Here is an 18,293-nt window from a genome sequence, read left to right on the forward strand (position 1 = left end):
GCCTGCAAAGATGAATGAGGAAGCTCTCAACGAACTCGCGGCCTATCTGACGGAAAGCCTTGGATCGAAGATTGAAGATTCGGCGCTGCGTTATGGTGAGCTGAGCATTACCGTGCCGGCATCGCAGATTGTTTCAGTGCTGACATTTCTGCGTGATGATGTGCAGTGTCAGTTTGTTAATCTGACGGATATCAGCGGTGTGGATTATCCGAGCCGCGCCAACCGTTTTGATGTTGTATATCAGTTGCTGTCGCCGCGCCTTAACTTGCGTATGCGTGTTCGTGTTATCACGGATGAGGATGCGTCTGTGCCGTCTGTAACCGGTGTTTATGCCGGTGCATTATGGTATGAGCGTGAAGCATATGACATGTATGGCATTCTGTTTTCCGGTCATCCGGATCTGCGTCGTATTCTGACCGATTATGGTTTTGAAGGGCATCCGCTGCGCAAGGATTTCCCGCTGACCGGTTTTGTTGAAGTGCGTTATGATGATCAGGTCAAGCGCGTGGTTTATGAGCCGGTTGAGCTGCGTCAGGAGTTCCGCAATTTTGACTTCTTATCCCCGTGGGAAGCGACAGATTATGTGCTGCCCGGCGATGAAAAGGCCAAAACCAATTAATTAGCCTGCATTAAATGTGAGGATTGAAAATGTCTGATAGTGCTAAGTTGGAAGGTCGCTGCCTGTGTGGCTCGGTGCGCTTTTCGGCGAAGCCTGTAAATAATGAGATGGGGGCATGCCATTGCTCAATGTGCCGTCAATGGACTGGCGGTGTGTTTTTGAGCGTGGATTGCGGTGACAGTCTTGAGATTACCAATGGCGATGATCTTGCCTTTTATCGCTCTTCTGAATGGGGTGAGCGTGGTTTCTGCAAAGCTTGCGGCGCGTCATTGATGTGGCGCATGCAGGATGGCTCTCATAATGTTGTTTCCATTCAGGCATTTGAAAATCCGGCACAATTCAGGTTCGGAACAGAAATCTACATTGACAAGAAACCTGATAATTACGCTTTTGCCAATCATACGCGCAAAATGACGGAAGCAGAGTTTCTGGCAGCTTATGCCTCTACACAGGATGCCGACAATGGCTGAGACACAAGTAAGAAATTTTAATATCAACTTCGGCCCGCAGCATCCGGCGGCGCACGGCGTTTTGCGTCTGGTGCTGGAGCTGGATGGTGAAGTGGTGGCGCGTGTTGATCCGCATATCGGCTTGCTGCATCGCGGCACAGAAAAGCTGATGGAAGCCAAAACCTATTTGCAGGCCGTGCCTTATCTCGACCGCCTTGATTATGTGGCGCCGATGAATCAGGAACATGCCTATGCACTGGCTGTTGAGCGTCTGCTTGGTATTACCGTACCAAAGCGCGGCCAGCTGATCCGCGTGCTTTATTCAGAAATCGGCCGTATTCTCAATCATCTTCTCAACGTCACCACACAAGCCATGGACGTTGGTGCGCTGACACCGCCGCTCTGGGGCTTTGAGGAACGTGAAAAGCTGATGGTGTTTTATGAACGCGCCTGCGGTGCGCGTATGCACGCAGCCTATTTCCGCCCCGGCGGTGTGCATCAGGATTTGCCGGAACAGCTGGTGCAGGATATTGCCAACTGGATTGATCCGTTCTTCAAAACACTGGAAAATCTAGATAATCTGATTACACCAAACCGTATTTTCAAACAGCGTAATGTTGATATCGGCGTTGTATCTTTGGAAGATGCATGGAACTGGGGCTTCTCCGGTGTGATGGTGCGCGGCTCGGGCGCTGCATGGGATCTGCGCAAAAGCCAGCCTTATGAATGCTATTCCGAAATGGAATTTGATATTCCTGTCGGCAAAAACGGCGATTGCTATGACCGTTATCTGATCCGCATGGAAGAAATGCGCCAGTCGGCATATATCATGCGTCAATGCTGTGAATTGCTGCTCGGAAAAGAGCGCGTCGGGCCGGTATCCAATATGGATAATAAAATTGTTCCGCCCAAACGCGGCGAAATGAAACGCTCGATGGAAGCTCTCATCCATCATTTCAAGCTTTACACTGAAGGTTACCATGTGCCGGAAGGCGAGGTCTATGCCGCAGTGGAAGCGCCCAAGGGTGAATTCGGTGTTTATCTGGTGTCAGACGGCTCCAATAAACCATATCGTTGCAAATTACGCGCACCGGGTTTTGCTCATCTTCAGGCCATGGATTTCCTGTGCCGCGGTCATATGCTGGCCGACGTTTCCGCAATCCTTGGCTCGCTCGATATTGTGTTTGGTGAGGTAGACCGCTGATGTCCGTCCGTCGTCTCGCAGATGATTCTGTTCAGCCTGCCGGTTTTTCGTTTAATGCGGAAAATCTGGCCTGGGCTGAAAAAACGATCAAGAAATTTCCTGAAGGCCGCCAGCAATCGGCAGTGATTCCGCTATTGATGCGTGCACAGGAGCAGGAGGGCTGGGTTACCAAAGCTGCCATTGAATATGTGGCGGCCATGCTGGATATGCCGCTGATCCGCGTTTTGGAAGTGGCAACATTCTATACCCAGTTCCAGCTGAAGCCTGTTGGCACCCGTGCCCATATTCAGGTTTGCGGCACCACACCTTGCATGTTGCGTGGCGCGGAAGAACTGATGAAAGTGTGCAAGCACAAAATCCATCATGATCCGCTCACACCAAATGCCGATGGCACTTTGTCCTGGGAAGAGGTGGAGTGTCAGGGGGCTTGCGTCAATGCGCCGATGGTCATGATCTTCAAAGATGCTTATGAAGATCTGACGCCTGAGCGTCTGGAAGAGATTATTGATGCTTTTGCGGCAGGCAAGGGCGATACAATCAAGCCGGGGCCGCAGATTGATCGTCATTTCTCGGCGCCTGAGGGTGGTTTGACATCGTTGAAAACAAGCAATCCGAAAGCGGAGGGCTGATTGATGCTGGCTGATGAGAATCGCATCTTTACCAATATTTATGGCTTGAAAGATAAGTCGCTTAAAGGTGCCATGTCGCGAGGGGCTTGGGATAATACCCGTGGCCTTATTGAAAAGGGACGCGACTGGATCATCAATGAGATGAAGGCTTCCGGCCTTCGTGGCCGCGGCGGCGCGGGCTTCCCCACCGGTATGAAATGGTCTTTCATGCCAAAGGAAAGCGATGGCCGTCCGCATTATCTTGTTGTCAATGCGGATGAATCGGAGCCGGGCACCTGTAAGGACCGTGATATTATGCGCCACGATCCGCACACGCTGATTGAAGGTTGCGTGATTGCCGGTTGCGCTATGGGCGCCCATACCGCCTATATTTATATCCGCGGTGAATTCATGCGCGAGCGTGAAGCCCTGCAAGCCGCGATTGATGAATGCTATGAAGCAGGTCTTTTAGGCAAAAATAACAAGTGCGGCTGGGATATGGATGTGTTCGTCTCCCACGGTGCCGGCGCTTATATCTGCGGTGAGGAAACCGCACTGCTGGAAAGCCTTGAAGGCAAAAAAGGGCAACCGCGTCTGAAGCCGCCGTTTCCGGCGAATATGGGGCTTTATGGCTGCCCGACCACTGTGAATAATGTGGAATCCATTGCGGTTTCGCCAACAATCCTGCGCCGCGGCGGCGCATGGTTCTCCTCCATTGGCCGCCCCAACAATGTGGGCACCAAGCTGTTCCAGATTTCCGGCCATGTGAACACGCCCTGCACCGTGGAAGAGGCGCTTGGCATTCCGTTCCGTGAACTGATTGAAAAACATGCCGGCGGTATTCGCGGCGGCTGGGATAATCTTCTGGCGGTTATTCCCGGCGGCGCATCCTGTCCTGTGGTCAAGGCAGAGGATATGATGGATGCCGTTATGGATTTTGATGGCATGCGCGAGGTTAAATCTTCCTTCGGCACCGGCGGTCTTATCGTAATGGATAAGTCTACTGATATTATCAAGGCGATTGCCCGTCTTTCGGCTTTCTTCAAGCATGAGAGCTGCGGCCAGTGCACGCCTTGCCGCGAGGGAACCGGCTGGATGTGGCGCGTGATGCAGCGCATGGTGACCGGTAATGCGCAAAAGCGCGAGATTGATATGCTGCTTGATGTGACCAAGCAGGTTGAAGGGCATACAATCTGTGCGCTTGGCGATGCTGCGGCATGGCCTATTCAGGGGCTTATTCGTAATTTTCGCCCTGAGATTGAAAAGCGCATTGATGAATATACCCGCAATGCTGTCCAAAGCCGTAATATCGCTTTGGAAGCAGCGGAATAAAAAGGCAGCGCCGGATTATTCCGGCCTGTCCTTGTTTTAGGAATATGCGGCTCAGGCCGCGGGTTTAAAATATGCGGCTTATGCCGCGGGGTTTAAAAATTATGCGGCAAATGCCGCAGGTTTGGACAAGCGATGGCAAAGATCAAAGTTGACGGTAACGAGATCGAAGTACCCGATCACTACACGCTTCTTCAGGCAGCCGAAGAGGCTGGCGCTACCGTGCCGCGTTTCTGTTTCCATGAACGCCTCTCCATTGCCGGCAATTGCCGCATGTGCCTGGTTGAAGTGAAGGGGGGGCCGCCAAAGCCGGCTGCATCCTGTGCCATGGGTGTACGTGATCTACGTCCCGGCCCGAATGGTGAGACGCCTGAAATTTTCACCAACACGCCGATGGTTAAAAAAGCGCGTGAAGGTGTGATGGAATTCCTGCTGATCAATCACCCGCTGGATTGCCCGATCTGCGATCAGGGCGGTGAGTGTGATCTTCAGGATCAGGCCATGGCTTTCGGCACAGATGGCTCGCGGTTCCGTGAAAATAAGCGCGCGGTTGAAAATAAATATATCGGCCCTCTGGTCAAAACGATCATGACACGCTGCATTCACTGCACGCGCTGTGTTCGTTTCACCACGGAAGTTGCCGGTATTTCTGAACTGGGGCTCATCGGCCGCGGTGAGGATGCGGAAATCACCACCTATCTTGAGCGCGCAATGACCTCGGAATTACAGGGCAATGTGATTGATCTTTGCCCGGTCGGCGCACTGACTTCACGCCCTTATGCGTTTCAGGCACGCCCTTGGGAGCTCACCAAGACAGAATCCATTGATGTGATGGATGCTGTAGGCTCTGCAATTCGTGTGGATACACGCGGCCGTGAAGTGATGCGCATTATGCCGCGCCTTAACGAGCAGGTGAATGAAGAGTGGATTTCCGATAAAACCCGCTTTATCTGGGATGGTCTGCGCACCCAGCGTCTTGATCGTCCGTATGTTCGCGTCAATGGCCGTTTGCAGCCTGCAAGCTGGGCGGAAGCCTTTGCCGCTGTTAAGGCTGCAATTGCCAAAGCCAAGGCGGATAAAATCGGCGCCATTGCCGGTGATCTGGCAAGCGTTGAAGAAATTTACGCATTGAAAAGCCTGATGACATCGCTTGGTTCGGTCAATATTGATTGCCGTCAGGATGGCGCAGAGCTCAATCCGGCTTTAGGGCGTGCTTCCTATATTTTCAATCCGACGATTGAGGGTATTGAACAGGCTGACGCGCTGCTGATTATCGGTTCCAATCCGCGCTTTGAGGCATCGGTTCTCAATGCACGTATCCGCAAACGTCAGCGTCAGGGTGGTTTCCCGATTGCCCTGATCGGTGAACAGGCAGATCTGCGCTATCCGTATACTTATCTGGGCAATGGCTCTGATACGCTGGCTGAACTTGCAAGCGGCAAGAATGCGTTTTTTGACATTTTGAAAAATGCCAAACATCCGCTGATCCTGATTGGTCAGGGAGCCTTGACCGGTGCGAAGGGAGCCGCTGTTCTGGCACAGGCCGCAGCCCTTGCTAATGCTGTTGGTGCGCTGACAGAAGAGTGGAACGGTTTCGGTGTTCTGCACACGGCTGCAGCCCGCGTTGGTGCGCTGGATCTTGGCTTTGTGCCGGGTGAGGGCGGTGTCAAGGCAACCGATATGGTCGGCCGGATGGATGTGCTGTTCCTTGCCGGCGCTGATGAGCTGGATTTGTCCAATAAAGGTTCGAGCTTTGTGGTTTATATCGGCACCCATGGTGATGCCGGTGCCCATGCGGCTGATGTGATCCTGCCAGGTTCCACCTATACCGAAAAATCCGCCACTTATGTCAATACGGAAGGCCGTGTTCAATTGGCCAACCGTGCCGGTTTTGCTCCGGGTGAGGCAAAGGAAGACTGGGCGATCCTGCGGGCATTGTCGGAAGTACTGGGTGCAAAACTGCCCTTTGATTCATTGGCGCAGCTGCGTGACAAACTTTATGCGGATTATCCGCATATGGCGGCAATTGATGAGATTGCGGCAGGCAAAGCGGCTGATATTGCCGCCCTTGGTGCCAAGACTTCAGCGGTTAAAGGTGTTGCCTTTACCTCGCCGGTAACGGATTTTTATCTGACAAACCCGATTGCCCGTGCGTCTGCCGTGATGGCTGAATGTTCTGCACTGGCTAAAAATCAGTTTGTGCAGGCGGCAGAGTAAAGCGAGAGAGACGGAAAAATGGACGAAATTTTTGCAACTTACGTCTTGCCCGCGCTGATCATTGCGCTGAAGTCAGTCGTTTTGCTCGTCGTATTGTTGATTGTTGTGGCCTATCTGCTTTATGCGGATCGTAAAATCTGGGCTGCGGTGCAATTGCGCCGCGGGCCAAACGTTGTGGGGCCCTGGGGGTTGTTTCAGGCTTTTGCGGATTTGTTGAAATTCGTATTCAAGGAGCCGATCATTCCTTCAGGCGCAAACAAGGCGGTGTTCCTGCTGGCGCCGTTTATTTCGGCCTTGCTGGCATTGGCCACATGGGCGGTTGTTCCGGTCAGTGAGGGCTGGGCGATTGCCAATATCAATGTCGGTATTCTTTATATTCTCGCTATATCTTCGCTGGAAGTTTATGGCGTTATTATGGGCGGCTGGGCTTCAAATTCGAAATATCCGTTTCTTGGCGCCCTGCGCTCTGCGGCGCAGATGGTTTCTTATGAAGTATCAATCGGCTTTGTGATTGTTACAGTGCTTCTGGTTGCAGGTTCCTTGAACCTGACCGATATTGTGCTGTCACAAACCACCGGTCTTGGCACATTGCTTGGTCTGCCAAACTCGTTCCTTGACTGGAACTGGCTCGTATTGTTCCCGATGTTTGTGATTTTCTTTATCTCGGCATTGGCTGAAACCAACCGTCCGCCTTTTGATCTGGTGGAAGCAGAATCCGAGCTGGTTGCCGGTCATATGATCGAATATTCGTCAACACCGTTCCTGCTGTTCTTCCTTGGTGAATATGTTGCCATCACTTTGATGTGTGCCTTAATGACCATTCTGTTCCTCGGCGGCTGGCTGCCGATTGTGGATGTATGGTTCTTAAATTGGGTGCCGGGCATTGTCTGGTTCATGCTGAAACTTTGCCTGTGCTTCTTCATGTTTGCGATGGTTAAGGCATTTGTTCCGCGTTACCGTTATGATCAGCTGATGCGTCTTGGCTGGAAAGTATTTCTGCCGATCTCGCTCTTCATGGTTGTGGCAACCGCCGCATTTCTCAAATTCACCGGTCTTGCAGGTTAAGGAGACATAACATGGCTCTTGCTCAAGCCGCCAAATCATTGCTCTTGAAAGAATTTGTCGGAGCATTCTTTCTCTCTATGCGTCAGTTCTTTGCGCCCAAGGCAACATTGAACTATCCGCATGAAAAAGGCCCTGTTTCACCGCGTTTTCGCGGTGAACATGCACTGCGCCGTTATCCTAATGGTGAGGAACGCTGCATTGCCTGCAAGCTTTGCGAAGCGATCTGCCCTGCACAGGCAATTACTATTGAGGCCGGCCCGCGCCGCAATGACGGAACCCGTCGCACTGTGCGTTATGACATTGATATGGTCAAATGCATTTATTGCGGCTTTTGTCAGGAAGCCTGTCCGGTGGATGCGATTGTTGAAGGGCCGAATTTTGAATTCGCCACGGAGACCCGCGAAGAGCTTTACTATGATAAGGAAAAGCTGCTCGCCAATGGTGACCGTTGGGAGCGTGAAATTGCACGCAATATCGCGATGGATGCGCCTTATCGTTAAGGTGGGCAGGGCTCACCGGACCGTTACGGTGTATTGCCTGCCTTAAAAGGGCAGGGCGGAATTTTTAAGTTGGTGCAAATGCCGGAGCCTTTTGACGCTTTTGGTATATGTGCTTGAAGTTTTGCCGCATAAACCTGCACATGGTTGCAGGATATGAGGTGGTCGGACAGGCAAGTTGCCTTGCCAAGTTAAAGGATATTGGGGAACCCCATGCTGACAGGTATAGCGGCGGCGTTTTTCTATTTATTCGCCTTCATCATGATTGCGAGTGCGCTGATGGTCATCACCGCGCGCAATCCCGTTCACTCGGTCTTGTTTCTCATTTTGGCTTTCTTCAACGCAGCCGCATTGTTTCTGCTGACAGGGGCTGAATTTCTGGCCATGATCCTTGTGGTTGTCTATGTCGGCGCGGTGGCGGTTCTTTTCCTCTTCGTTGTCATGATGCTGGATGTGGATTTTGCAGAGCTCAAACAAGGCGCATTGAAACATGCCCCCGTAGGCGCTCTGGTCGGTGTGGTTCTTCTGGCCGAGCTGATTCTGGTCTTCTCTTCCTCGATCTTTTCGCCAAAGATTGCCGACAATGCTGCCTATCCCATCCCTGATGCAGCAACACGCCATAACACAGCGGCTCTGGGCGATATTCTCTACACGGATTTTGTTTTCTACTTTGAAGTTGCCGGTCTTGTTCTGCTGGTGGCGATGATCGGTGCGATTGTGCTGACACTGCGCCATAAGGAGGGCGTGAAGCGTCAGTCGATCCCTGCACAGGTTGCCCGTACGCCGGAAACCGCGATCGAGATCAAAAAAGTGGAAACAGGCAAGGGTATTTAACAGGAGCCTTATGATGGTAGTCGGTATTGAACATTATCTGACCGTGTCGGCAATCCTGTTTACGCTCGGCGTTTTCGGGGTTTTCCTCAACCGCAAGAATGTGATCGTCATTTTGATGTCGGTCGAGCTTATTCTTCTTTCGGTCAATCTTAATTTTATTGCGTTTTCCTCCACGCTCGGCGATCTGGTCGGGCAGGTTTTCGCACTCTTCGTCCTGACTGTTGCAGCTGCTGAAGCGGCGATCGGTCTTGCTATTCTTGTCGTGTTCTTCCGCAACCGCGGTTCCATCGCGGTGGAAGATGTCAATGTCATGAAAGGTTGACGGGCAGATGCTCTATTACGCGATCGTCTTCCTTCCGCTGCTTGGTTTTCTTATTGCCGGTCTTTATGGCAATAAGATTGGCGCCAAGGCCAGCGAATATATTACTTCCGGCTTTCTTGTGATTGCCGCAGTGCTGTCATGGGTTGTATTTTTTAATATTGCGCTTGGCTCATCCGAGCCTGTGCGTGTGCCTGTGTTGCACTGGCTCACCTCTGGCACGCTGGCTTTTGACTGGGCTATCCGTGTAGATACGCTGACCGCGATTATGCTTGTTGTTATCAACAGCGTATCGGCGCTCGTGCATATCTATTCGATCGGCTATATGCATCATGATCCGCACCGCCCGCGTTTCTTCGCCTATTTGTCACTGTTCACCTTTGCAATGCTGATGCTGGTGACCTCCGATAATCTGGTGCAGATGTTCTTTGGCTGGGAAGGCGTTGGCCTTGCATCTTATTTGCTGATTGGCTTCTGGTTTAAAAAACCATCGGCCAACGCGGCAGCGATGAAGGCTTTTGTGGTCAACCGTGTTGGTGATTTTGGCTTCCTGCTTGGTATTTTTGGTATTTTTGTGCTGTTTGGCGCGGTGGATTACACCACGATTTTTGCCACAGCGCAAAATTATGCCGCCGGTGAAAATGCTTCGCAGATTGTCCTGAATTTCCTTGGCTTCCAGCTTGACCGTCAGGGCGCGCTGACCATTGTTGCCCTGCTGCTCTTTACGGGTGCCATGGGTAAATCGGCGCAGTTTTTGCTGCATACATGGCTGCCCGATGCGATGGAAGGCCCGACCCCTGTATCGGCTCTGATCCACGCGGCAACCATGGTGACCGCAGGTGTGTTCATGGTTGCGCGCATGTCGCCGATCTTTGAACAATCTGAAACAGCCTTGCTGGTTGTCACCATTATCGGCGCGATTACGGCGTTTTTTGCCGCAACCGTAGGTCTGGTGCAAAACGACATAAAGCGCGTGATTGCTTATTCCACCTGTTCGCAGTTGGGCTATATGTTTGTGGCGCTTGGCGTTGGCGCTTATGGCGCGGCTGTTTTCCACCTGTTCACGCACGCTTTCTTTAAAGCACTTTTGTTCCTTGGTGCGGGTTCGGTGATCCATGCCGTATCGGATGAACAGGATATGCGCCGCATGGGTGGTTTGCGCAAACTCATCCCAACCACCTATTGGATGATGATCATTGGTACAGTAGCGCTGACAGGGCTTGGCATTCCGGGCACTGTTATCGGTACGGCCGGTTTCTTCTCCAAGGATGCGATTATTGAATCGGCTTTTGCTTCCCACAGCATTGCATCGGGCTTTGCCTTTACATTGCTGGTGGTGGCTGCTGCCTTTACCTCTTTCTATTCATGGCGTCTGATTTTCATGACCTTCCACGGCAAGCCGCGCGCTACTGCCGAGGTTATGCATCATGTTCATGAATCCGGAGCTGTCATGCTGGTACCGCTGTTTATTCTGGCTGTCGGTGCGTTGTTTGCAGGCTTTGTGTTCCACGATTATTTCTTCGGCGAACATTATGATGCTTTCTGGAAGGGGGCCTTGTTCACCGGTGCGCATAATGAACTCCTGCATGAGTATCATCATGTACCGGTATGGGTTAAGTTCTCTCCGTTTATTGCAATGATCCTTGGTTTTGTTGTTGCCTGGGGGTTCTATATCCGCTCGCCGGAAACACCAAAGGCAATCGCCGCACGTCATCCGGGGCTTTACCAGTTCCTGCTCAATAAATGGTATTTTGACGAACTTTACGATTTCCTGTTTGTTCGTCCGGCCATGGCTCTGGGGCGTTTCTTCTGGAAAACCGGTGATGTGAAGATTATTGACGGCCTGGGGCCCAATGGTGTTGCGGCCCGTGTGGTCGACATTACCAACCGCGTTGTTAAATTGCAGAGCGGTTATCTTTATCACTACGCATTCGCGATGCTTATCGGTGTCGCCGCGCTCGTCACCTGGATGATGATCGGGAGCTCTTTCTGATGACCGACTGGCCAATTCTCTCAACGGTCACGTTTCTGCCGCTCGTTGGCGCGTTCCTGATCCTTCTGATCAGGGACGACAGCGAGGCAGCGCGCCGCAATATCCGCAATGTTGCATTGCTGACCACTCTTTTTGTTTTTGTATTGTCTCTTATTGTCTGGGCAGGCTTTGATAATTCTGATGCCGGTTTCCAGATGGTTGAGAAACATGCATGGTTCGGTGAAGGTATTACCTATCACATGGGCGTGGATGGTATCTCCATGCTGTTTGTGGTGCTGACTGCCTTCCTGATGCCGTTCTGTATCCTTGCCAGCTGGAAATCGGTCGATTTCCGCGTCAAGGAATATATGATCGCATTCCTCATTCTGGAAGCTCTGGTTATCGGCGTGTTCTGCGCACTGGATATGTTCCTGTTTTACGTATTCTTCGAGGCCAGCCTTATTCCGATGTTCATCATCATCGGTGTATGGGGTGGTCCGCGCCGCGTCTATGCCAGTATCAAATTCTTCCTTTATACGCTTCTGGGCTCGGTTTTGATGCTCATTGCCATGATGGCAATGTATTTCACAGCCGGTACAATGGATATTCCGACTCTTCTGGCCTATGATTTCCCGGCCTCGATGCAGACATGGCTGTGGCTTGCCTTCTTTGCATCCTTTGCGGTTAAAATGCCGATGTGGCCGGTGCATACATGGTTGCCTGATGCGCATGTGGAAGCACCAACAGCCGGTTCGGTTATTCTGGCGGGTATTTTGCTGAAACTTGGCGGTTATGGTTTCCTGCGTTTCTCGCTGCCAATGTTCCCGCTCGCTTCAGCCGATTTTGCGCCTTTCATATTCTGGCTCTCGGTTATCGCCATTGTTTATACCTCTCTGGTGGCTCTGGTGCAGACCGATATCAAAAAGCTGATTGCCTATTCGTCCGTTGCGCATATGGGCTATGTGACCATGGGTATTTTTGCAGCCAATGTGCAGGGTGTGCAGGGTGCGTTGTTCCAGATGCTGTCACACGGTATCGTTTCCGGCGCACTGTTCCTCTGTGTGGGCGTGGTTTATGACCGTATGCACACGCGTGAAATTGCGGCTTATGGCGGTCTGGTCAACAATATGCCGAAATATGCAGTCGTGTTCCTGATCTTCACCATGGCCAATGTCGGCCTGCCTGGCACATCCGGCTTTATTGGTGAATTTCTGACATTGTTCGGTGTTTTCCAGGCCAATACATGGATCGCCGTGATCGCAACAACCGGTGTTATCCTGTCGGCTTCCTATGCGCTTTATCTGTACCGCCGCGTTATTTTTGGTGCGCTGGATAAGGAAAGCCTTAAGGCGCTGCTGGATCTCTCCGTGCGTGAAAAGCTGATCCTGTATCCGCTCGTCATTTTGACGATCTTCTTCGGTGTCTATCCGGTTCCGGTCTTTGACGCGACTGCGAGTGCCGTTGACGCTCTGGTCAACAACTACAATGCGGCTGTGGCAGCAATTGCCATGCCGATTGCAAATTAAGACGAAGGCATCGAGCGATGTATACCGATTTGATTGCCCATCTTACCCTTGCTGCTCCTGAAGTGCTGCTTACCCTGGGGGCATTGGTGCTGCTGATGGTAGGGGTATTTTCCGGCGAACGCGCCAGCACAATCGTCACAGGTCTTTCTGTGGCGTTGCTTCTGGGTGCGCTCGCGCTTCTTCTGGTTTTCCCGTCTGAAGGCAACGCCTTTGGTTCGGCGCTTGTCAACAACAGCTTCACCCGCTTCATGAAGGTGCTGACATTGATCGGTTCGGTTGTCACACTGATCATGTCTGTGGGCTTTGCAAGAGATCAGAAAATCAACAAGTTTGAATTTCCGGTTCTGGTGGTGCTGTCCACGGTTGGCATGCTGCTGATGGTGTCAGCCAATAATATGCTGGCACTTTATCTCGGCCTTGAAATGTCGTCTCTGGCGCTTTATGTGCTGGCGGCTTTCAACCGCGACAGTGTTCGCTCCACAGAAGCCGGCTTGAAATATTTTGTCCTCGGCGCATTGTCTTCGGGTATGCTTCTTTATGGTATTTCACTGGTCTATGGCTATACCGGCACAATCAATTTTGCCGATATTGCAGCAAGCGTTACCGGTGGTGCCGAAGCGGGGGCAAGACAGCTGGGGCTGGTCTTTGGTCTGGTCTTTATTCTGGCTGGTCTGGCCTTTAAAATCTCCGCTGTTCCGTTCCATATGTGGACACCGGATGTCTATGAGGGTGCGCCAACGCCTGTGACCGCATTTTTTGCCGCTGCTCCCAAAATGGCTGCCATGGCATTGCTGGTACGGGTAACGATGGGGGCATTTGCACCGCTCACTCATGATTGGCAGCAGATTATTGTCTTTGTGGCGCTGGCTTCAATGATACTTGGTGCTTTTGCTGCAATCGGGCAGAAGAATATCAAGCGTCTGATGGCTTATTCCTCAATCAGCCATGTGGGTTATGCTCTGGTTGGTCTGGCCGCCGGAACAGTTGACGGCGTGCGCGGCGTTGCCATTTATATGCTGATCTATCTGGTGATGACACTGGGATCTTTTGCTTTCATTCTGGCAATGCGCAATAAGAACGGCAATCTTGAGGAAATCAGTGATCTGGCCGGTCTGTCCCGCACCAATCCGGTGATGGCAACCATCATGACAATTTTTATGTTCTCGCTTGCCGGTATTCCGCCGCTGGCTGGTTTCTTTGCAAAATGGTACACATTCCTTGCCGCTGTGCAGGCCGGCCTCATTCCGCTGGCAGTTATTGGTATTGTGGCCTCGGTTGTTGGTGCTTTCTATTATCTGCGCGTTATCAAGGTCATGTGGTTTGATGAACCCGCCGGTGGCCTTGAGGCACCTGCCGGTGAATTGAAACTGGTCATGGGCGTTTCAGCAGCCTTTGTTCTGTTTTATGCGCTGATTGCCACGCCGGTTGGCATTTGGGCAGCCAATGCCGCCAGAGCATTTTTCTGACAGGTTGTGGATTAGATATGCTATAAACGCCCGGTTCTGCACCGGGCGTTTTTGTTTTGCAGGCGCAGTTGATAAAAAACGGATAGAGAATGACTTTTGTGTTGAGTGAAAAAACAATTGCTGCCGGTTACAGGGTAAAGGAATTTGAGACAATAGGTTCCACCAATACACAAGCCTTGGCTGATGCGCAGACAGGCGCTGAAAATGCTGTCTGGTATGTCACCAAGGATCAGCGTTCCGGCCGTGGCCGCCGCGGAAGGGAATGGTCAACACAGGCCGGAAATCTGGCGGCAACATTGCTGCTTGTTCATGATTATTCGCTGGAGGTTGCGGCGACTTTAAGTTTTGTGGCCGGGCTCTCCCTTGTGCAGGCGGTTGAAACATTATTGCCGCATAGTAAAACATGTTTTCAGCTCAAATGGCCGAATGACGTGCTGGCCGATGGCGCAAAACTCTCAGGTATTTTGCTGGAATCGGCATTTCTTAAAGACGGACGCAAGGCTTTGGCAATTGGTATCGGCGTTAATGTGCTGCATAGTCCGCTAGGCTTGCCCTATGCGGTTACCAGCTTGCGGCAATGCGGTTACAGGCAGCAAGCCGAACAGGTGCTGCATATGCTCGCAGAGCGTTTTGCGCAAAATTTTGACATATGGAATGGCGATGCAGGGAACGACGGTGCAGAGAATAGCGGTGCAGGCATTGATATTATTCGCACCAATTGGCTGAAATATGCTGCGCGGCTGGGGGAGGTGATCCGCGTGCAAAGCGGCGCGGAATTGTTTGAAGGCACTTTTACAACAATTGACAGTCAGGGACATTTGGTGCTGAGCCTGCCGCAGGGACGCAAACAGATTATCACTGCCGGTGAGGTTTTCTTCAATTCTGCTGCAGTCTGATAATATGCCTTGATAAGAACAGTCCTAAAAGACGGATTAAGCCGCTTGTTATGTGGCATATACACAATAATGCCCGGAATTGGCCATTAAAATTCAGTTTTCTTTTTGTAAGTGGGGAATTTTATACAACTATTCTTGCTTCTCATCTCTTTAGAGGTCATGAAATTAATGAAGTTGAATTTGCATTGCCAAAAGCGGCTCAATGCCTTGCCCTTGCTGTTGACAGCAAGTCGGGGCAGCGATGCTGCTGGCAATGATGTGCGTTAAATTTTTTTGAGGAGGGGGAATGCCCCAGTCCCATCTGGATGACCTGCAACAGGAAGCAGGTAAAGCCGAGCTGGTTTTTCTGCCGTTAGGCGGTGTTGGTGAAATTGGTATGAATCTCGCAATGTATGGCTATGGGCCCGAACATGCGCGGGAATGGATTATTGTTGATATGGGCGTGAGTTTTGCAGGCCCTGAATTGCCGGGCGCAGATCTTATTTTGCCCGATATCCGCTATCTGGAGGCTGAGCGTAATAATATCCGCGCTATCATTATCACGCATGCCCATGAAGATCATTTTGGCTCTCTTCTGGATTTGTGGCCGCGTTTGCGTCTGCCGGTTTATGCCACGCCTTTCACAGCCGGCTTGCTCGAAGCCAAACGGCAGGCGGAATATAATGCGCCGGAAATTCCGGTTACTGTGTTTCGTGCCGGTGAACGTTTTGAGATTGGCGCTTTTCAGATTGAGGCACTGGCAGTTACCCATTCCATTCCCGAGCCGGTATCACTGGCAATTACCACGCCGCTTGGCCGTGTCATTCATACCGGTGACTGGAAAATTGATCCTGAACCGTCGCTGGGCGCGGTGCTGGATGCACAACGCTTTGAACAATTGGGTGATGAGGGCGTGCTGGCTCTGGTTTGCGACAGCACCAATGCAATGCGTGACGGGGAATCGCCGTCCGAACGTCAGGTTTCCCAAAGCCTGCGTGAATTGATTGAAAATGCCAGCGGGCGGGTGGCAATCACCACTTTTTCTTCCAATGTCGGGCGTATTCGTTCCATTGCAGAGGCCGCGCGTGATGCCGGCCGTCAGGTTTTGGTGGTTGGCCGCTCGATGAAGCGTTGCATCTCTGTGGCAACGGAACTTGGAATGATGGAAGGGCTGCCGGAATTTCTCTCCGAAGAGGATTATGGCTATATCCCGCGCGAAAATGTGGTGATGATTTTAACCGGCAGTCAGGGGGAGCCGCGCGCGGCATTGGCCAAACTGGCGCGGGATGAAATGCGCTCACTGGCCCTGACAGCGGGCGATACGGTGATTTTCTCATCGCGTACCATTCCGGGCAATGAAAAATCCATTATTGAAATTAAAAACCTTTTGATTGATCAGGGGATCCGGATCATCACTGATGAGGATGCGCTTGTGCATGTTTCAGGCCATCCGCGCCGCAATGAGCTTAAGCGTATGTATGCATGGGTGCGCCCGCAAATTCTGGTGCCGGTTCATGGCGAGGCCGCTCATCTGACGGCGCAAGCTGCGCTGGGCATGCAGGCCGGTATCCCCGAGGTTGTGCAAATCCGCAATGGCGATATATTGCGCCTTGCACCGGCTGCGCCAAAAATTATTGATGAGGCTCCCTATGGCCGCATCTATAAAGATGGCCGCCTGATCGGCGATGAAGACGAAATGGGCATTACCGAGCGCCGCAAACTGGCTTATGTGGGCCATGTGGCGGTTTCTATCCTGCTGGACAGCCAGTGCAAAATTTATGACGAGCCGGAGATTGTAACTTTTGGCTTGCCGGAAGAAGATGCACAGCGCAATTTGATTGAAGATTTGCTCTATGATGCGGCTGTCAACGCGGTTGAAAGCATTCCGCGTGTGCGACGCAAGGATATTGAACTGGTGCGTGAAGCCGCACGCCGTGCCGTGCGTGCCGCAGCCAATGAAGTCTGGGGCAAAAAGCCGGTAACAACCGTTTTTATAACCCGTCTGACGGATGTTTAAATCTTGTATCAAACATAAATGAACCGCCGGTGTGATATTTACCGGCGGTTTTATTTTGCTTTTAACAAATTTAGCAAACGGTTTTACAGGCTGTATGTGCTTCTGATGCGGGTGTGAAGAAAAGGCCTCGCCAAACTTGTGCCATTTGCTGCGCTGGCATATAGTTTGCGCAAGGGCAGGAGAAATAAAATATAAACGCCCTTGCGAGGAGGAAAAATGTCTGTTGTTTCCGCTATGGCTATTTATTTCATTATCTGGTGGATAAGCCTGTTTGCAATGCTGCCCTTTGGCCTGAGAACACAGGCGGAAGAAAATTATATTGTGCCCGGCACAGTAGCAAGCGCACCGGCGCGCGCACGTATCTGGCTGGCTTTTCTGCGTACCACAATTTTGGCCAGTATCATTTTCGGCCTGTTCTGGTTTATTACGCAGAAATTAGGCTTTGGGCTGGATGACATCCCGCATTTTTTCCCTGAATTATGAATCTATACATAAAGTTTTTTATATAACATATTGAAATAACATAATTATACTAAAAATCTTGACAGGGTTGCCTTGGTATTTCGCAATCGGAACGGCATGGTTTATATCTGTAATAATGCGATAAAATAAAGGAATGAGAGGCAATAAGAATAAGGGCATCGCATTGCTGCAGTGAAAAAAGAGAAATGCTCTTAAAAAAACGATGCAGCGCAAGCCAAACTGAGCGCTGATGCGAGCCGATCCTAACGCGAACCAATCTTAACATTGTGCTCCGTGAAAATATAATCAGCAGAAATTGCAAAGTCAGGCCTGCAGCCTGGTTAAACGAAAGCCTGTTTTATATGTAAGAATAAAAAACTCTTATAATCACACTATATTTGTACTATTAAGATATAAAAAAAAGCAAGGCTGGTGCCTTGCTGATAAAATACGCGTCCAACTCGTATCCTTATTACAGGCGGCAGCGAGAAAACCGCGCCAGAGTTGCATCCTCCCAAGACTTTGACCGCGTGTGAGAGTAGTTAAACCTGCTCTCTGTTGTCGTTACTTAAATGTAGAATGAGAAATATCAGTTGTCACGCATTTTTTTGGCAAAGACACAAAAATGCCATAAGATTTTTAATTTAACGGCTGTTTTGCGGAATTTTAAGCCGGTTCAGGCCGGATTTCGTACCTTGGAGCGATGTTTTTGCGGTTTTTATCAAAAAACTGCATTGATAAAAATTTGTCACAAAGCTGTAAAAATCAGCTGATTCTTATCATTGGTTATAAGTTTTCAGGTTGCAAATTCCTGAAAATATCATTGATCACGAT

15 protein-coding genes and 1 pseudogene are annotated in these 18,293 nt (G+C 50.9%); all 16 read left to right on the top strand.

All coding sequences use genetic code 11. From position 1 onward, the window contains the following. The first annotated feature begins 10 nt into the window (after positions 1-10). The 16 genes and pseudogenes from ACSTTO_RS08245 (at position 11) to ACSTTO_RS08320 (ending at position 17,480) form a co-directional block, all read left to right on the top strand. Positions 11-619: an NADH-quinone oxidoreductase subunit C gene (locus tag ACSTTO_RS08245; protein WP_439272666.1), complete on the top strand. Its 609-nt coding sequence runs from the start codon at positions 11-13 to the stop codon at positions 617-619. Between the two features lie 29 nt (positions 620-648). Further along, on the top strand, positions 649-1,089 hold the full coding sequence (locus ACSTTO_RS08250) for a GFA family protein (RefSeq protein WP_439272667.1): 441 nt from the start codon (positions 649-651) through the stop codon (positions 1,087-1,089). Beyond that, complete coding sequence (locus ACSTTO_RS08255) at positions 1,082-2,272, top strand: NADH-quinone oxidoreductase subunit D (protein ID WP_439272668.1); 1,191 nt, start codon at positions 1,082-1,084, stop codon at positions 2,270-2,272. Before ACSTTO_RS08250 ends, ACSTTO_RS08255 begins: the two co-directional genes overlap by 8 nt. Continuing rightward, positions 2,272-2,871, top strand: a pseudogene (gene nuoE, locus ACSTTO_RS08260) (NADH-quinone oxidoreductase subunit NuoE); the annotation flags it as partial. The gene ACSTTO_RS08255 and the pseudogene nuoE, both read left to right, overlap by 1 nt. Before the next feature lie 33 nt (positions 2,872-2,904). Next, the gene (gene nuoF, locus ACSTTO_RS08265) at positions 2,905-4,212 is read left to right on the top strand and encodes an NADH-quinone oxidoreductase subunit NuoF (protein ID WP_439272669.1); all 1,308 of its coding nucleotides are present in this window, start codon (positions 2,905-2,907) and stop codon (positions 4,210-4,212) included. A gap of 132 nt (positions 4,213-4,344) precedes the next feature. Continuing rightward, on the top strand, positions 4,345-6,426 hold the full coding sequence (nuoG, locus tag ACSTTO_RS08270) for an NADH-quinone oxidoreductase subunit NuoG (protein WP_439272670.1): 2,082 nt from the start codon (positions 4,345-4,347) through the stop codon (positions 6,424-6,426). An 18-nt stretch (positions 6,427-6,444) separates the two neighbouring features. Next, positions 6,445-7,491 carry an NADH-quinone oxidoreductase subunit NuoH gene (gene nuoH / locus ACSTTO_RS08275; protein ID WP_439272671.1) on the top strand — a complete coding sequence of 349 codons (1,047 nt, stop codon included), beginning with the start codon at positions 6,445-6,447 and terminating at the stop codon, positions 7,489-7,491. An 11-nt stretch (positions 7,492-7,502) separates the two neighbouring features. Beyond that, positions 7,503-7,991 (top strand): NADH-quinone oxidoreductase subunit NuoI, encoded by a 489-nt coding sequence (nuoI, locus tag ACSTTO_RS08280; protein WP_439272672.1) that lies wholly within the window; start codon positions 7,503-7,505, stop codon positions 7,989-7,991. 210 nt (positions 7,992-8,201) lie between these two features. Next, positions 8,202-8,822 (top strand): NADH-quinone oxidoreductase subunit J, encoded by a 621-nt coding sequence (locus ACSTTO_RS08285; protein ID WP_439272673.1) that lies wholly within the window; start codon positions 8,202-8,204, stop codon positions 8,820-8,822. A gap of 13 nt (positions 8,823-8,835) precedes the next feature. Then, a complete protein-coding gene (gene nuoK, locus ACSTTO_RS08290) occupies positions 8,836-9,144 on the top strand; it encodes an NADH-quinone oxidoreductase subunit NuoK (RefSeq protein WP_439272853.1) in 309 nt (102 codons plus the stop codon). Between the two features lie 7 nt (positions 9,145-9,151). Further along, positions 9,152-11,134, top strand: a complete 1,983-nt coding sequence (nuoL, locus tag ACSTTO_RS08295) for an NADH-quinone oxidoreductase subunit L (protein ID WP_439272674.1) — start codon at positions 9,152-9,154, stop codon at positions 11,132-11,134. Further along, entirely contained in the window at positions 11,134-12,639 is a 1,506-nt protein-coding gene (locus tag ACSTTO_RS08300) for an NADH-quinone oxidoreductase subunit M (protein WP_439272675.1), read from the top strand. The genes nuoL and ACSTTO_RS08300 overlap by 1 nt, the downstream gene beginning before the upstream one ends. 17 nt (positions 12,640-12,656) lie before the next feature. Beyond that, entirely contained in the window at positions 12,657-14,105 is a 1,449-nt protein-coding gene (gene nuoN, locus ACSTTO_RS08305) for an NADH-quinone oxidoreductase subunit NuoN (protein WP_439272676.1), read from the top strand. A gap of 89 nt (positions 14,106-14,194) precedes the next feature. Then, a complete protein-coding gene (locus tag ACSTTO_RS08310) occupies positions 14,195-15,001 on the top strand; it encodes a biotin--[acetyl-CoA-carboxylase] ligase (RefSeq protein ID WP_439272677.1) in 807 nt (268 codons plus the stop codon). A 286-nt stretch (positions 15,002-15,287) separates the two neighbouring features. Further along, entirely contained in the window at positions 15,288-16,997 is a 1,710-nt protein-coding gene (locus tag ACSTTO_RS08315; protein ID WP_439272678.1) for a ribonuclease J, read from the top strand. A 216-nt stretch (positions 16,998-17,213) separates the two neighbouring features. Further along, a complete protein-coding gene (locus ACSTTO_RS08320) occupies positions 17,214-17,480 on the top strand; it encodes a DUF1467 family protein (RefSeq protein ID WP_439272679.1) in 267 nt (88 codons plus the stop codon). Positions 17,481-18,293: the final 813 nt, after the last annotated feature.

Source organism: Pseudochrobactrum albidum, assembly GCF_051851455.1.
Lineage (GTDB): Bacteria > Pseudomonadota > Alphaproteobacteria > Rhizobiales > Rhizobiaceae > Pseudochrobactrum.

Coding starts and splice junctions, on each gene's coding strand:
- ACSTTO_RS08310 (WP_439272677.1), top strand. CDS start 14,195: ATGACTTTTGTGTTGAGTGAAAAAACAATTGCTGCCGGTTACAGGGTA.
- ACSTTO_RS08320 (WP_439272679.1), top strand. CDS start 17,214: ATGTCTGTTGTTTCCGCTATGGCTATTTATTTCATTATCTGGTGGATA.
- nuoF (WP_439272669.1), top strand. CDS start 2,905: ATGCTGGCTGATGAGAATCGCATCTTTACCAATATTTATGGCTTGAAA.
- nuoL (WP_439272674.1), top strand. CDS start 9,152: ATGCTCTATTACGCGATCGTCTTCCTTCCGCTGCTTGGTTTTCTTATT.
- ACSTTO_RS08255 (WP_439272668.1), top strand. CDS start 1,082: ATGGCTGAGACACAAGTAAGAAATTTTAATATCAACTTCGGCCCGCAG.
- ACSTTO_RS08285 (WP_439272673.1), top strand. CDS start 8,202: ATGCTGACAGGTATAGCGGCGGCGTTTTTCTATTTATTCGCCTTCATC.
- ACSTTO_RS08300 (WP_439272675.1), top strand. CDS start 11,134: ATGACCGACTGGCCAATTCTCTCAACGGTCACGTTTCTGCCGCTCGTT.
- nuoI (WP_439272672.1), top strand. CDS start 7,503: ATGGCTCTTGCTCAAGCCGCCAAATCATTGCTCTTGAAAGAATTTGTC.
- nuoG (WP_439272670.1), top strand. CDS start 4,345: ATGGCAAAGATCAAAGTTGACGGTAACGAGATCGAAGTACCCGATCAC.
- nuoH (WP_439272671.1), top strand. CDS start 6,445: ATGGACGAAATTTTTGCAACTTACGTCTTGCCCGCGCTGATCATTGCG.
- ACSTTO_RS08245 (WP_439272666.1), top strand. CDS start 11: ATGAATGAGGAAGCTCTCAACGAACTCGCGGCCTATCTGACGGAAAGC.
- nuoN (WP_439272676.1), top strand. CDS start 12,657: ATGTATACCGATTTGATTGCCCATCTTACCCTTGCTGCTCCTGAAGTG.
- nuoK (WP_439272853.1), top strand. CDS start 8,836: ATGGTAGTCGGTATTGAACATTATCTGACCGTGTCGGCAATCCTGTTT.
- ACSTTO_RS08250 (WP_439272667.1), top strand. CDS start 649: ATGTCTGATAGTGCTAAGTTGGAAGGTCGCTGCCTGTGTGGCTCGGTG.
- ACSTTO_RS08315 (WP_439272678.1), top strand. CDS start 15,288: ATGCCCCAGTCCCATCTGGATGACCTGCAACAGGAAGCAGGTAAAGCC.